This window comes from Streptomyces canus, from assembly GCF_041435015.1.
Taxonomy (GTDB): Bacteria; Actinomycetota; Actinomycetes; order Streptomycetales; family Streptomycetaceae; genus Streptomyces; species Streptomyces canus_G.
The window spans coordinates 10,221,180-10,235,146 of sequence record NZ_CP107989.1 but is presented as its reverse complement, the minus strand read 5'-3'; the positions used below and the strand labels follow the sequence as shown (position 1 = coordinate 10,235,146).

Genomic DNA, 13,967 nt, shown 5'->3' with positions numbered 1-13,967 from the left:
CGTCCTTCAGTCGTCGGCGGCCGCGTCGAGCCCGGCGATCGCCGCTCGGGCTGCCGAGAGCAGAAGCCCGCCCTCGCGGGCGGACACCATCGAGTCGGCCAGCAGTGCGACGTCCTTGCCGAGCGTCGGCCGGGCCTGGGACCGGGCGACGGCCGCCAGTCCGCCGGCACGAACGTACATTTCGACGCCGAAGCTCCGGCCCGAGCCGCCCGCGAGCACCTTTCCGAAGGCCACGGGATCGAGCCCGTGGCCTTCGGCGATCCGGAAGGCGTCCGCCGCGAGGGCGAGGTGCGCGGCAAGCATGGCGTTGTTCAGCAACTTGGCGTGCTGGCCCGCACCCACGGGTCCCACGTGCACGACCTCGGCGGAGAACGTCCGCAGCAGCGGCTCGAAGCGGGCGAACGTGCTCTGCTCGCCGCCGACCATCGTGATGAGTTCGCCCGCCTCCGCGCGGATCCGGCCACCGCTGACCGGGGCGTCCAGCAGGTGCAGACCGTACGTCGCGGCCTCGCGGGCCAGTGCCCGCACCTCGTCGGGCGAGATCGTGCTGTGCACCGCGATCGTCGCGCCGGCCGGCATCGCCCGTGCGACACCGGCCGGCCCGAAGAGGACCTCCCATGTGCCGGCCGCGTCGAACAGGCAGGTCCCGAGCAGGTCGACGCCCTCGCCGAGGTCGGCGAGGGCGTCGGCCACCCGGGCCGGGCCGGCGCGGAAGGGGTCGAGCGTCTCGGGGCGGCGGGCCCACACCGTGCAGTCGACCCCCGCCGCCGCGATGCGCGCGGCGATGGGCGCGCCCTGGTCGCCCAGGCCGACGAAACCGACGCGCATCAGTCCTCCTCCGCGCTGTGCAGCCGGATACCGCTCGATCAGACCTTGAGATGCCCTCCGGCGTCGCAGTTGATGAACTGCCCGGTGATGTAGCGCGACTCGTCCGAGGCCAGGAAGACGATCACCTGGCTGACGTCCGAGGGTTCCACCCACGGCACCGGTATGGCCTGCATCACCGGGAACGCCTCGGTCGCATCCTCGCGCGTGGGGTGCTCCAGATCCGGCCGGAACGTCTGGTACATGGCCTCGTGGTGGAGCATGTCGGTGTTGCAGTTGGTCGGGTGCACCCCGTTGAGGCGAATGGAGTGGGGCGCCAGCACGAGCGCGAGGTCGTGGACCAGCGAGACGAGCGAGCGTTTGGCCCAGGAGTAGGCCACGCCGCCCGGCTCCGGGCTCGGGCCGCCCTTGACCAGGGCGGCGAGGGAACCGGTGACCACCAGCGAGGCACCGGCACCGAGGTGCGGAATCGCCGCGTTGAGGGTGTTGAGCACGCCGCCGAAGTCGACGCCGCTGACGTCCACCCACGCCTGCAGGGGCTGGTCCTTCGCCATCGCGCAGATACCGGCGTTGGCGACTACGACGTCGATCTTGCCGAACTCCGCGACGCCGTCGGCCACCGCCTGCCGCATGGCGGCCTCGTCGCGGACATCGGCCTGGATGGTGAGGATCCGCCGGCCGAGCGCCTCGACCTCCTTCACCGTCTGTCGCTGATCCTCCTGCGTCGCCATCGGGTAGCTGACGGTGTCGAAGGAGGTGAGGTAGTCGACCGCGATGATGTCCGCGCCCTCGCGGGCGAGCTGGACGGCGTGACTGCGTCCCTGCCCGCGTGCGGCACCGGTGATCAGTGCGACCTTGCCCGTAACCCGACCTGTCATGTCGTTTCTCCTCGCCGGCGGGGCCTCACCTGGACGGTGACGCGCCGTCTTGCTCATGGTGGTGAATTCGTCAGAGACGGCGCCTGCGGGTGCAGTCCGTCGACCATGTCCAGGGCGTCCCCGAGTGCCGCCCGCTCCGCGACAAGCGCCCGCAGCCGCGTCACGACGCGGGCGAGACCGAATCCGAGGACGCCGGTCAGCTCGCCGTGGCGGCTGTAGAGGTACAGCGGCCGGTCGCCGCCCGCACCGGTCATCCGTACGGTGATGTCGGCGCCCGCGTCCGGTTCGCCGACGCACTGGATCTTCGTGCCGTACTGGTCGCTCCAGAAGTACGGCACCTCGTCGAGCACCCGGCTCTGGTGCCCGGCGATGCCGCTCGCCACGATCGCCGCCTGCTCGGTCGTGGTGGTCCAGTGCTCGATCCGCCGGTGCCGGCCGGTGCGCGCATTGAACCAGCGCGCGGCGTCGCCGACGGCGTAGACGTCCTCGTGGGACGTCCGCCCGGACGCGTCGCACACGACGCCGTTGTCGACCGCGATCCCCGAGCCCTCGACCCACTCGGTGTCCGGGACGACGCCGAGGCCGACCACCAACGCGTCGAGCGCGACACTCCTGCCGTCGGAGAGCCGGACCGCGGAAAGGTTCTCACCGTCCAGGACGACCTCGTCGATCGTCACCCCGCACCGCACGTCGACCCCGGCCGCCCGGTGGCGTCTGGCGATCTCGGCTCCCGCTTGCGGACCGAGCGCGTGTGCCAGTGGCGCCGACCGCACCTCTACGAGGGTCACGTCGCAGCCCGTCTCCCGGGCACTGGCCGCCACCTCGCACCCGATGAAGCCGGCACCGAGCACGCCGATGCGGCGCCGGCCCGCGACGGCCGCAGCGATGTGGGCGGCGTCCTGTGCGGTGCGCAGGGGCCAGACGTTCGCCGCGCCACCGGCGGCTTCCCACCGGCGGGCCCGCGCGCCGGTCGCGATGACGAGCACGTCGTAGGGCAGCTCTCCGCCGCCCTGCAGGTGGACTCGGCGAGCCGTGGTATCCACGCCCCTCGCCACGGTGCCCAGCCGCAGATCCAGCCCGAGGGCGTCCAGTTCCTTCGGCTCCCGCAGCAGTGGTGGGTTGGCGCGCGTGCCCTTCAGCACCTCCTTCGACAGCGGCGGCCGGTCGTAGGGCGGCTCGGCCTCCGCGCCGACCACGACGACGGACCCGCCGAAGCCGTGCCTGCGCAGTTCCTCGGCCACGGTCAGACCACCGAGGCCGGCGCCCACGACCACCACCTGCCGCACGTCGGCCCTCACGTGCTTTCCTCTCCGCTGCACGCCCCGCTGTGGCCGGTGCCCGGTGCGCTCACGTGACCGCACCGAGGAGTTTCAGATCGATGATCTCCTCCTCGGACTTGCCCAGGTCGCGCAGTACGTCGTCGGTGTGTTCGGCGAACTGCGGAGCCCGTCGGCTCTTCACGGGTGTCTCGTCGAACTGGACCGGGTTGGCGACGAGTTCCCGCTCCACCCCGTCGGCGTCGACGACCTTGGTGATGAAGCCGTTCTCGCGCAGCGCCGGGTCCATGCCGACCTCGTAGGCGTTCTGCACGAGCGCCCACTGTCCCTGCGCGCCCTCCATCCGCCGGCACCACTCGTCGAGGGTGATACCGCCGATGATCTCCGCGACGATGTCACCGCCCTCGGCGCCGTGCTCCAGGACGGCGTCGCCCGCGAAGCGCGGGTCGGTCAGCAGTTCCGGCCGTCCCATGCGCTCGCAGAACTCGGGCCAGTACCTGGTGGGCTGGAGCATGGTCAGCAGCAGCCAGCGGCCGTCGGCCGTGCGGAAGGACCCGGCCAGCGGGTTCGACGACGAGCCGTGCCGCGGCTCCTCCACCTTGGGCAACGGGCCGCCGACGAGCAGGGCCTGGTTGACGGAGTACTGGGTCGCCCAGGCGCCGAGGCCCAGCAGGGACACGTCCACGACCGACGGCTCGCCGGTCACCTTGCGGGCGTACAACGCGGCCGCGATGCCGCCGGCGATGGTCAGGCCGCCCATCGAGTCGCCGTACGCGCCCGACGGCATCCTGGCCAGCCGGTCGGCGCCGCCCGGCGTGACGCCGTCGGCGCTCCCGGCCCTGCCCCAGAACGCCGTGCTGTCATATCCGCCCTTGCCCGCGTCCTCGCCCCGGGCGCCGAAGCCGGTGCCGCGGACGTAGATGATGTCGGGATTGACCGCGCGGATGTCGTCGACGTTGATGCGCAGCTTCTCCCGCGCGCTCGGCAGGAAGTTCGTGACGAACACGTCGGCCGAGCGGATCAGCTCGTCCAGTAGGGCGCGGCCTTCCGGCACCTCCAGGGCGATGCCGACACTGCGCTTGCCCCGGTTCGGGCCCTCCATGATCGGGAAAAAGGATGTCGTCGGCACGACGTCGAGGCCGAGCAGTTTCACCAGGCCACGCTGCGCGTCGCCGCGGACCGCGTGCTCGATCTTGATGACCTCGGCCCCCCACTCGGCGAGGACCCCGCCGGACGCCGGCACAAACGTGTACTGGGCGACCTCGACGATCCGTACGCCTTCCATGGGACGTTTCACGGGTACTCCTTGCTTGTCCGGTGCCTTGCTTGCCCGGTGCCTTGTCCGGTGCTGAACGCGGGTGTCTGCGGCGCGGCGGTCGAGGACCGCTCAGCCGATGTACCCGACGAGCTTGGTCTCGAGGTAGGTCTCGAACCCCTCGACGCCGTTCTGCCGTCCGATACCGCTGGTCTTGTAGCCCCCGTACGGTCCGTCGGCGCCGTACCACATGCCGCCGTTCACCGAGATCGACCCGGTGCGGATGCGGTGCGCGATGGCCATGGCCCGCTCGGGCGAGGCCGAGAAGACTCCGCCGGACAGCCCGTAGCTGCTGTCGTTGGCGATGCGGATCGCGTCCTCGTCGTCGTCGTAGGCGATCACGGTGAGGACGGGGCCGAAGATCTCCTCCCGGGCGATCGTCATGGAGTTGTCGACATCGACGAACAGCGTGGGCTCGATGAAGTAGCCCTTGCCGAGGTGAGGCGGCCGGCGTCCCCCGACGACCAGTTCGGCGCCCTCCTCGACGCCCTTGTGGATGTACGCCAGGACGCGGTCGCGCTGCTTCGCGCTCACCTGCGGGCCCTGGATGTTGCCCGGGTCGGTCGGATCGCCGTACGGGATGTTCTCCATGACCGCCTTCAGGATCGCCACGCCCTCGGCATACCGGGACCGGGGCAGCAGGACGCGGGTCTGCAGCGCGCATCCCTGCCCGGCGTGCGAGCAGACGGCTCTGGCAGCCGGCAGCACCTGAGCCAGGTCGGCGTCGTCGCAGACGATCATCGCGGACTTGCCGCCGAGTTCGAGGAACACGCGCTTGAGCGTGGCGGCGCCCTTCTCCATGATCCGCTTGCCCGTGACCGTCGAGCCGGTGAACGAGATCAGGTCCACCCGCGGGTCGAGGGTGAGGGCCTCGCCGACCAGGTGGTCGGAGGACGGCACGACGTTCACCACACCGGCGGGGATGTCGGTGTGCTCGGCGATGAGCCGGCCCAGGCGGGTGGCGTTCCAGGGGGTGTCCGGTGCGGGCTTCACGACGACCGTGTTGCCTGTGGCGAGGATCGGGCCGAGCTTGTTGGCGGTCACCTCGAACGGGTAGTTCCACGGGATGATCGCGCCGACGACACCCTGCGGCTCCTTGACCACCTTCCGCTTGCTGGCCACCCCGAAGGCGTTCCCGTCGGGCAGTTGCCGCTCCCATGGGAACTGCTCGATGTGCTTGGCCGGCCAGCGCAGGGCGTCCTCCAGAGGGGAGTCCAACTGCAGCCGGGTGACCGCCACCGGGGTACCTGCCTCGGCGACGAGCTCGGCGCGCATCTGCTCGCGTTCGGACTCCAGGGCCTCCTGCAGCTGTTCGAGGCAGCGCCGGCGGAAGGCGTGGTCGGTCGACCAGTCGGTCTCGTCGAACGCCCGCCGGGCCGCGGTGACGGCCTGCGCCATGTCCTCGTGCCCGGCGTCGGCGACGCTGCCGAGCACTTCCTCGGTCGCGGGGTTGATGTTGTCGAAGAGCTTGCCGGACGCCGCTTCGACGAGCTTGCCGTCGATGAGCATGCGGCGTTCCGGTGTGAACGGACCGACGCTGGTCTCGATCATCTGCGCTACCCCTCCGTGGGTGCGAACATCGCGGGTGACGTCACGGCCGGCAACGGCGGGTGGCGGCGCTTGACCGTGGGGACGCGGCGGCGGTCCCTGGCAGGGCTCGGCCGACGCCCGGTTCCTGCGGTGACACCGCAGGTCACAGGGGCGTCAGCCCCTCCGTCCACGCTAACGAAAGGCTTTCTGGAAGCCATATCGTATGGCTTCCAGGCAGGGGTGTCGAGATCCGTGCACGCCTCAGCTCGGCGTGTGTTCCGTGTGCCGGGTCAGGCGCCGGTCGGGCCGGACGGGCTCAGTTCGTCGACCAGACCCCAGTCCAGGGCGCGTTCGGCGGTGAGCGGGCAGCCGGTCAGCACGAGATGGAGGGTGCGCCAGCGGCCGATGCGGCGCGGAACGCTGACCGTTCCGCCGGCGCCGGGGATCAGGCCCATGCCCAGCTCGGGCAGGCGGAAGACGGCTCCCGGGTCGGCGACGACCCGGGAGGCGAAGGCGGGCAGCTCGATCCCGGCGCCGATGCAGTTGCCGTGGAGGCGGACGGTGACGCGGTCGCGCAGCTTGTGCAGCGGAAGGGCGGCGCCGGCGCGGGTGCGGATCAGATGTGCGGTGTCCAGGTCGCGGGCGACTCCGAATTCGCCGAGGTCGCCGCCGGAGCAGAAGGAGGGCCCGTTGCCGCTCAGGACGACCTCGGTGAGGGTGTCGTCCAGCAGTGCGAGGTCGAGCGCGGCGACTAGGGCGTCGCGCAGTTCCCGGCCATAGGCGTTGTGCCGTTCCGGCCGGTTGAGGGTCACCCGCAGGACGTCCCCGTCCCGGCACACGAGCACGGGATCGGCCGGGGCGGGCGGCGGCGGCCGGCGGGGGGCGCGGGCGGCCTGCCAGCGGGCGAAGCGACGGCCCGCCAGCAGTGTGGAGTAGGCGAGTGACTCGGCGTCGAGGGCCTGTCCTACGGTCAGCCGCGGGCCGGTGCGCAGCAGACGGCCCAGGATGACGGCCGCCTGGGGGCTGTCCGCGGCCGCGCGCACCAGGGTGCGGGCTGTCGCCTCGGGGTCGTCGACGGCCACCAGACGCCGATCGGCGCTGTCGACGGGCACGAGTGTCAGGTCCAGCGCGTCCAGCAGCGGTGAGACGAGGTGGCGTGTGCCGTCGGTCGTGCGGGTGAGGCCCACCAGCAGTCGGTCGCACTCCGCGGCCCGCCGCACCGCCCGGCGCAGCACTGTCTTGTCGGCGGCCGGCTGGTCCAGGTCGACGACGACCAGCGGGTCCTCCACGGTCCCGTCCGCACCGAGCAGCTCCGCCTGTGCCGCGCCCGCGGCCAGGTCCTCGACACGCATCATGGTTGGGGCAGCCACCTCCCCGTTCTACCATCCGGGCATGGTCACTTGGTCACCGCAGTCAGCAACTGCCGCGGCAGGCGCCTGGGCACGCAGCGGAGTGATGTGGCTGACCGGGCACGCTGGCGGGACTCCGCTGGTACCCATGGGCGAGGCGGCCGCTCTCGCCGCGCGCCTGGCTACGCACATCGGGCGGGCCGGGGTGGAGGCGGGCCGTCCGGTACGGGTGGACGGAGGGCGGCTGCTGGCCGAGCGGGCGGCGCTGACCGGCGCCACTCGCAGGGGGCGGGTCTCGGTGGGCGGCGGGTGCCGGTTGCTGCCCACGGCGGACGGCTGGGCGGCGGTCTCCTGCATACGCCCGGACGACCCGCTGCTGTGGAGCGCGCTGATCGGGCATGAGCTGGACGAGTGGCTGCCGCGGCGACTGGCCGCCTGGCTCGCCGCGCACAGCACGGCCGAGCTGGAGGAGCGGGTGGCGCTGCTGGGACTGGCGGCCGGGGCGGTACGCGGGTGGCCGGGCGGGGGGCTGGAGGCGGATGCCGTACGCGTGCCGCGCCCTGGCCGGCCCCGCTCGGTGCGCGGCATGCTGGTCGTCGACTTCAGCGCACTGTGGGCCGGTCCGCTGTGCGCGCACCTGCTGGGGCTGGCCGGGGCGGAGGTGGTCAAGGTCGAGGTGCCCTCGCGTCCGGACGGTGCGAGGTTCGGCAACCGGGCCTTCTACGACCTGCTGCACGCCGGGCACCGCGCGGTGGCACTGGACCCGGCCGACCGGGCCGGCCGAGCGGCGCTGCACGCGCTGGTGCGCGCCGCGGACGTGGTCGTCGAGGCCTCCCGCCCCCGGGCCCTGGCCCGGTTCGGCCTGGACGCGGCGGCCGAGGTGGAGCGCGGCTGCACCTGGGTGTCGATCACCGCCTACGGCCGGTCCGTGGACCGGGTGGGGTTCGGCGACGACGTGGCCGCGGCAGGCGGCCTGCTGGCCACCGACGACCAGGGAACGCCGGTCTTCTGCGGGGACGCGATCGCCGACCCGCTGACCGGTCTGACGGCCGCCGCGCTGGCGATGTCCGAACCCGAGGGCGGTGGCGGAGTGCTGTGGGAGGTGGCGATGGCCGATGTGGTGGCGGCGACGGTACGCGCGCATACGGCCCCCACGGCGCGCGCGCTGCCCTCCGGCGGCGGTGACGGCTGGCAGGTGGACACCGGCGCGGGCCTGGTCCCGGTGGCGGCGCCGGTGGCCCGCACGCCCGCCGGTGCCGCGCCGATGCTGGGCGCGGACACTGGTGCGGTGCTGCGCCGGCTCGGGATCGCCGTACCATGACCGGCCTGCTCATCCGCGGCGCGGAGATCGACGGAGAGCTCCTGGATGTGCGGATCGGACGCGGCCGGGTGCTGGAGACGGGCCGCGCCCTGCCGCGCGCGGGCGGTGCGGAGCACGAGCTCCAGGCGCACGGTGGAGCGCTGCTGCCCGGGTTGACGGACCATCACCTGCACCTGTTCGCCACCGCGGCGGACCTCGCCTCCGCCGCGTGCGACCCGGCCACGGTCCACGACGCGCAGGGGCTGGCGCGGGCCCTGCACCGCACCGGCCCCGACCGGCACGGCTGGGTCCGGGGGGTGCGCTACCACGAATCCGTGGCGGGCGAGTTGGACGCGGCCCGGCTGGACGCGCTGCGCGCTGACGTGCCGGTGAGGGTGCAGCACCGCAGCGGCGCGCTGTGGATGCTCAACTCCCGTGCTGTCGCGGCCGTCGGCCTGGCCACGGCCGATCACGCCGGGGTGGAACGGGACGCCGACGGCCGCCCGACCGGACGGCTGTGGCGGGCGGACGCCTGGCTGCGCGGTCGCCTGCCGCCCGGTGCCCCGCCCTCGCTGGCCGACCTGGGCCGACGACTGGCCGGATACGGCATCACCACGGTCACCGACGCTACGCCCGGCCTGGACGCCGCCACGGTCGCGGCCGTGTCCGAGGCGATGGCCCGCCAAGAACTGCCGCAACGGGTGCATCTGCTCGGCGCACCGCTCACCGGCAGCCCGCCCGAACGGTCCGGTCCGCGATCCGGCCCGTGGAAGATCGTCATCGCCGACTCGGCGCTGCCCGGCTTCGACGAACTCGCCGAAGCCGTCGAGGCGGCGCACCGGACCGGCAGGCCGGTCGCCGTGCACTGTGTGACCCGCGAAGCGATCCTGCTGCTCCTGGCGGTACTGGAGGAAGTGGGTACGCTCCCCGGCGACCGGCTCGAACACGCGTCCCTGACTCCTTGCGAAGTCCTGCCCGCCCTACGGCGCCTGGGCCTGCGGGTGGTGACCCAGCCCGGCTTCCTCACCGACCGCGGCGACGACTACCGGCGCGGCACACCCGCCGACGAGCACGGCGACCTGTACCGCTGCGCGTCGCTGCGGGCGGCCGGGATCCCGGTGGGCCTGTCCAGCGACGCCCCCTACGGGCCCATCGACCCCTGGGCGGTCATGCGCGCCGCCGTGCAGCGGCGCACAGGCTCGGGCACGGTCCTCGGCTCCGGCGAACGGCTCACTCCCGCCCAGGCACTTAAGGGCTACCTCTCCACCGCCCGTCGGCCGGGCGACTCGCCACAGCGGATCCGCCCCGGGACGCCGGCCGATCTGGTGCTGCTGCGCGCCCCCGTGGCCCAGGCACTGGCCCTCTTGGACGCCGAGCTGGTACGGCTGGTGCTGATCGGCGGTCGTCCCGTAGCCGGCGATGACACCGTGCCCGCACAGGACGCCTGAACAGCTGCGCGGTTCACCGGCGCCGTCCACCGGTCGAACCACGCGCCCGCCGAGGTCTCGCACACGTCGCGGACCAGTCCGGCTCCCCCGTCGGCGTTCGCCGAGTCCGGCGCCCAGACAGCCGGTTGAGTCCGGCCAGTACACCTTCCGCCAATTCGCCGAGACCACAACGCCCTGGACCTCGCGGCGCGGCGGCGGAGATCGTCCGGCAGTCACTGGAAGAGGGCTGGGAGATCGGCCCGGAGGACCTGGCCCGCATCTCGCCGTACCTGACCGAGCGCATCCGCGCTTCGGCGAGTACTCCGCCCATGAACTCGAACCTGGCCCGAGACGTACGACCCGCACCTGGACGTCGACTTCGCCCGCTGCGCGGTGACGACCCACCCGGCACGGACCGCTACGGCCAGGCGGCCCGACCACCGCAAGGGCGAAGCCGCAGGCGGCCGCGGGTAGAGGCCGGCACTGAGCGCGGTGGGCGGACCCGGCTGCGGCGTGTCGGACAGGGCGAGTTGGCCTCGCTGGGGACCGGTGGGCAGCAGTCTCCAGGTCCCGGCCGGGCCGGTGGAGGCAAGGACCGGGTTCATACAGCGGTGACGGTGGCGGGTCTGGGCCACGCAGCGCAGGCCCTCGACGGGGCGCTCGGCAAGGTAGCGGCACAGCAGCATCTGCACGACGGGTCGGTCAGGGATGTCGGTGTCGGCGGCCGGTGCGCCGCCAGCGGGCAGGGCGGGGGTGAAGGCGCCGGTGTCGGTCAGACGGCGGGTACGGACGGCGAGTTGGCGGCACAGCGCCTTGAGGCAGGGGCTCATCCGGCAGGTGGGGGTGCGGCGCGGGCAGAGCACGGCATGCGGGATGCGGCACCACGCGCTGCCGTCGCCGTGCGGGTGGGCGATGCCGCCGCTCAGGTGCCAGCGGCACGATTCGGGGACGTGGGCGGCGGCCAGTTCGGCAGGGTGCAGGGCGATGGGCCGCTGGTCGGTGCGCGGGTAGAGGTCGATGCGGTTGCCGCACTGGCGGCAACCGCCGTGCTGGCCGGCGCGCAGCAGGTGGCTGGGACTGGTGGCGGTCACCCGCAGGGGGCGGGGGCGGTGGGTGACGCGGGCGCTGCCGTCCCAGTGTCGGCCGGCAGGGGCGGGAGTGGGGCACCTGGCAGGGACCGTGCCAGGCGACACGCAGGCGCGAGCAGCGTGTCGGTGGGTATGTCCCACGGCCAGCTCAACGAGCGGTGGGCGAAGCCGGTACCGGTCCAGCCGACCGCCAGTCCGGTTGTGAGTCCACATAGGACTCTAGGCGGTTGTCTTGGGCTTCGACGGAGTAGGGCTGGTGTTCGTCGTCGGTCAACCGCCGGACGTAGATCCCGACCCGTACCGTGTCGAGGTCATCGGCTGAGCGCGCCCCCCTGACCTTATTCGGGTCTGGGGTGACCAGCGGCGCAGCAGGGCTATGGCTTCTGAGCTGCGGTCGACGTGTTCGTCAATGATCGTCGCCTGTCGTGCTTCGCCGGTGTCGTGTTGCACGAATGTGGTAGAGGGAGTGGGTGCGCTCGATCGCTGGAAGCGTCCCCGGTTGGACTGGGTGATGAGATCGCGTCTGGGGTTATGCGCTGATGCCGCGGAGGAGTCGTTCCATGGCGGTGGCGGATTCTTCTTTGGCTGTGTCGGGGTCGGGGGCGTTGGCGATGTAGAGGGCCGCCTCGTCGAGTGCTGCGAGCAGGATGTGGGCGAGCGCGTCGAGGGGTTGTGGGGCGATGGTGCCTTCGGTGACGGCGCGTTCGAGGAGGGTGCGGATGGCGCCGAGTCCGTACTTTTCCTCCAGGGTGCGCCATTGTTGCCAGCCGAGGACGGCGGGTCCGTCGATGAGGAGGATCTGCTGCACGTCACGGTGGCTGGCGGCAGCGTCGAGGAATCCGAGCAGCCCGGATCTGAGCTGTTCGGCGGCGCTGCCGATCTGGTCTGCGCCTGAGGCGGCGGTCAAGAGCTCGGTCTCGACGGCTTCGAATACCGCGTGGAAGAGCGCCTTCTTGCCGTTGAAGTGGTGGTAGAGCGCACCCCTCGTCCCGACCCCCGCTTCGGCCACGATCTCCTCGGTCCCGGTGTTGAAGTAGCCCTTGGTCACGAACAGGCGCCTGGCCGCCTCGAGTAGGGCCGCGCGGGTGGCCTCTGACCGCTGCGCGATCGCGGAGGCCCGGGTGGGGGGTTGCTCGTTCGACATGCCCTCAGTATGGTCCACATACAGGTTGTATGTGGACTGATTCGGAGGACATGATGAGCACCAACACAACGCTGGTGAGCGAGTTCTGTGACCTGATGGTCAAACGTGACGCGGAGGTCCTGCGCCGTTTCTTCACTGCCGACGCCGTGTACCACAACGTCGGTATGCCGCCGGCGGTCGGCGTCGACGCCATCGTAGAGAACCTGGCTCAGCAGATGACGGCGTTCCCAGACAGCTATGAGTACCGGATGGTCAACCTGGCTGGGGACGGTGATGTCGTGCTCACCGAGCGGGTCGACATGATCCGTACACCGGACGGTATCAAGCACGGGGTTCCGGTGATGGGCACCTTCGTTATCACTGGCGGCAAGATCAGCCGGTGGACCGACTACTTCGACACTGCGCTCCTCGTCAAGATGAACACCGGCGAGGACTACAGCGCCCTGGTCCCGCAATCGTCCTGATCCAGGGGCCGCGCCGCCCTTCTTTGCGCCCGTCGAGGTTTGGCTGTCATCCCGTCGCCTGATGGCGCCTCGGTCACGCCGTGCTGGGACCGCAACCCATTTCCGATCCGCCGGCCGAATTCGCCAAGCTTGCGGTCCCAGGGCGGCGTGACAGCCACCAGATCGGGCGACGGGATGACAACCAAACCGGCCACCATGCCAGCGTGACCGTTCCGCTTCTGCGCGCGTCATCCTGGAGCCTGCCTGCCCGGCGAGGGGAGTTGTTCTTCTCCTGCAGGTGTACGCCGACACCTGCGGGCTCTCCACGTTGACCCGTCCTCCGGTCGGTGTGATCGGCGCCTGGGAAGGAAGGGCCCGGTGCCGTCAGGAGACGGCAGCGGCCTGCTGGCGGGCTTTGGTGTGGGCGAGTCGGTAGGAGTCGCTGCCGGTCTCGATGATGTTGCCGCCGAAGGTGAGGCGGTCCACGATGGCCGCGCAGAGCCTCGGGTCGGTGAACGTCTTGGTCCAGGAGGAGAACGACTCGTTGGAGGCGATCGCCACGCTGTTTATTTCCTCGCGCTCGGTCAGAACCTGGAACAGCAGCTCGGCGCCGCGCCGGTCCAGCTCCATAGGCCCAGCTCGTCAATACAGAGAAGATCGACTCGTCCGTAGCGGGCGATCGTCTCGGTCAGCGCTTTCTCGTCGGCGGCCTCGACGAGCTCGTTGACGAGCTTGGTGGCCAGGACGTACTTGACCCGGAAGCCGGCCATCGCGGCCTCGGTGCCCAGCGAGATCAGCAGGTGTGACTTGCCGGTGCCGCTGTCGCCGATCAGACACAGGGGCAGCCCTTTGCGGACCCAGTCGCACGAGGCCAGGGTGTGGATGCAGCCGGGTCGATGGCGTGGTTCGCGTCGAACTCGAAGGTGCGCAGTGCCTTCTCGCGGGGGAAGCCCGCGGCTTTGATCCGGCGCTCGCAACGGCGGCGGTTGCGGTCGTCGCACTCGGCCATCAGCAGCTCGGCCAGGAACCCGCGGCAGGTCATCTGATCGCGGACCGCGGCGTCGGCGAGCTCGGAGAACTGGCCGCGCATCGTGGGCAGCCGCAGGTTGCGGCAGGCGGCATCGATGGCGGCATCAGCAGCCTGTTCGGTCAGGCCGCGGTGACGGGTGACGCTCATGGCGGGGCTCCTTAACTGGTGGGACGCCCGGCTGACGGCCGGATGTGACGCAGGAGTTGGTCGTAGGCGGCCACCGACGGCAACGGACGTGAGTCGGGCGGCAGTGCGGCCAGGCGGCGTTCGGTTGGCCAGGACGTCCCCGCGCACGTCGGTCACGATGACTGCGGCGTCGGCGACCGGGGCCCCGCTGTCGGCGGAGCGCACCACCCCGGTC

11 protein-coding genes and 1 pseudogene are annotated in these 13,967 nt (G+C 71.7%); 3 read left to right on the top strand and 9 right to left on the bottom strand.

The genetic code is table 11. The features are described 5' to 3' along the window. Nucleotides 1-6: 6 nt before the first annotated feature. The 6 genes from OG841_RS46635 to OG841_RS46610 form a co-directional block, all read right to left on the bottom strand. Nucleotides 7-828: an NAD(P)-dependent oxidoreductase gene (locus OG841_RS46635; protein ID WP_266531549.1), complete on the bottom strand. Its 822-nt coding sequence runs from the start codon at nucleotides 826-828 to the stop codon at nucleotides 7-9. A gap of 38 nt (nucleotides 829-866) precedes the next feature. Then, a complete protein-coding gene (locus tag OG841_RS46630; protein WP_266531547.1) occupies nucleotides 867-1,703 on the bottom strand; it encodes a mycofactocin-coupled SDR family oxidoreductase in 837 nt (278 codons plus the stop codon). A gap of 53 nt (nucleotides 1,704-1,756) precedes the next feature. Continuing rightward, on the bottom strand, nucleotides 1,757-3,001 hold the full coding sequence (locus OG841_RS46625; RefSeq protein ID WP_328635783.1) for an NAD(P)/FAD-dependent oxidoreductase: 1,245 nt from the start codon (nucleotides 2,999-3,001) through the stop codon (nucleotides 1,757-1,759). Nucleotides 3,002-3,050: 49 nt separating this feature from the next. Beyond that, nucleotides 3,051-4,277: a CaiB/BaiF CoA transferase family protein gene (locus tag OG841_RS46620; protein ID WP_266531545.1), complete on the bottom strand. Its 1,227-nt coding sequence runs from the start codon at nucleotides 4,275-4,277 to the stop codon at nucleotides 3,051-3,053. A 90-nt stretch (nucleotides 4,278-4,367) separates the two neighbouring features. Beyond that, nucleotides 4,368-5,846, bottom strand: coding sequence for an aldehyde dehydrogenase family protein (locus OG841_RS46615; RefSeq protein WP_371570376.1), 1,479 nt, complete (start codon nucleotides 5,844-5,846; stop codon nucleotides 4,368-4,370). Between the two features lie 269 nt (nucleotides 5,847-6,115). Beyond that, complete coding sequence (locus OG841_RS46610) at nucleotides 6,116-7,180, bottom strand: enoyl-CoA hydratase/isomerase family protein (RefSeq protein ID WP_371570373.1); 1,065 nt, start codon at nucleotides 7,178-7,180, stop codon at nucleotides 6,116-6,118. A 37-nt stretch (nucleotides 7,181-7,217) separates the two neighbouring features. Between OG841_RS46610 and OG841_RS46605 the strand changes: the two genes are divergently transcribed. Together OG841_RS46605 and OG841_RS46600 are read left to right on the top strand one after the other, a co-directional pair. Next, on the top strand, nucleotides 7,218-8,495 hold the full coding sequence (locus OG841_RS46605; RefSeq protein ID WP_371570371.1) for a CoA transferase: 1,278 nt from the start codon (nucleotides 7,218-7,220) through the stop codon (nucleotides 8,493-8,495). After that, nucleotides 8,492-9,922: an amidohydrolase family protein gene (locus OG841_RS46600; RefSeq protein ID WP_328635786.1), complete on the top strand. Its 1,431-nt coding sequence runs from the start codon at nucleotides 8,492-8,494 to the stop codon at nucleotides 9,920-9,922. The genes OG841_RS46605 and OG841_RS46600 overlap by 4 nt, the downstream gene beginning before the upstream one ends. Before the next feature lie 212 nt (nucleotides 9,923-10,134). Here OG841_RS46600 and OG841_RS46595 read toward each other — a convergent pair whose 3' ends face one another. Together OG841_RS46595 and OG841_RS46590 are read right to left on the bottom strand one after the other, a co-directional pair. Continuing rightward, a complete protein-coding gene (locus OG841_RS46595) occupies nucleotides 10,135-10,992 on the bottom strand; it encodes a DUF6083 domain-containing protein (RefSeq protein WP_365121525.1) in 858 nt (285 codons plus the stop codon). A gap of 526 nt (nucleotides 10,993-11,518) precedes the next feature. Beyond that, a complete protein-coding gene (locus OG841_RS46590) occupies nucleotides 11,519-12,133 on the bottom strand; it encodes a TetR/AcrR family transcriptional regulator (RefSeq protein ID WP_266531530.1) in 615 nt (204 codons plus the stop codon). A gap of 53 nt (nucleotides 12,134-12,186) precedes the next feature. Between OG841_RS46590 and OG841_RS46585 the strand changes: the two genes are divergently transcribed. Then, nucleotides 12,187-12,597, top strand: coding sequence for a limonene-1,2-epoxide hydrolase family protein (locus tag OG841_RS46585; protein WP_365121528.1), 411 nt, complete (start codon nucleotides 12,187-12,189; stop codon nucleotides 12,595-12,597). 363 nt (nucleotides 12,598-12,960) lie between these two features. Here OG841_RS46585 and istB read toward each other — a convergent pair. After that, nucleotides 12,961-13,753: pseudogene (istB, locus tag OG841_RS46580) on the bottom strand (IS21-like element helper ATPase IstB). Nucleotides 13,754-13,967: the final 214 nt, after the last annotated feature.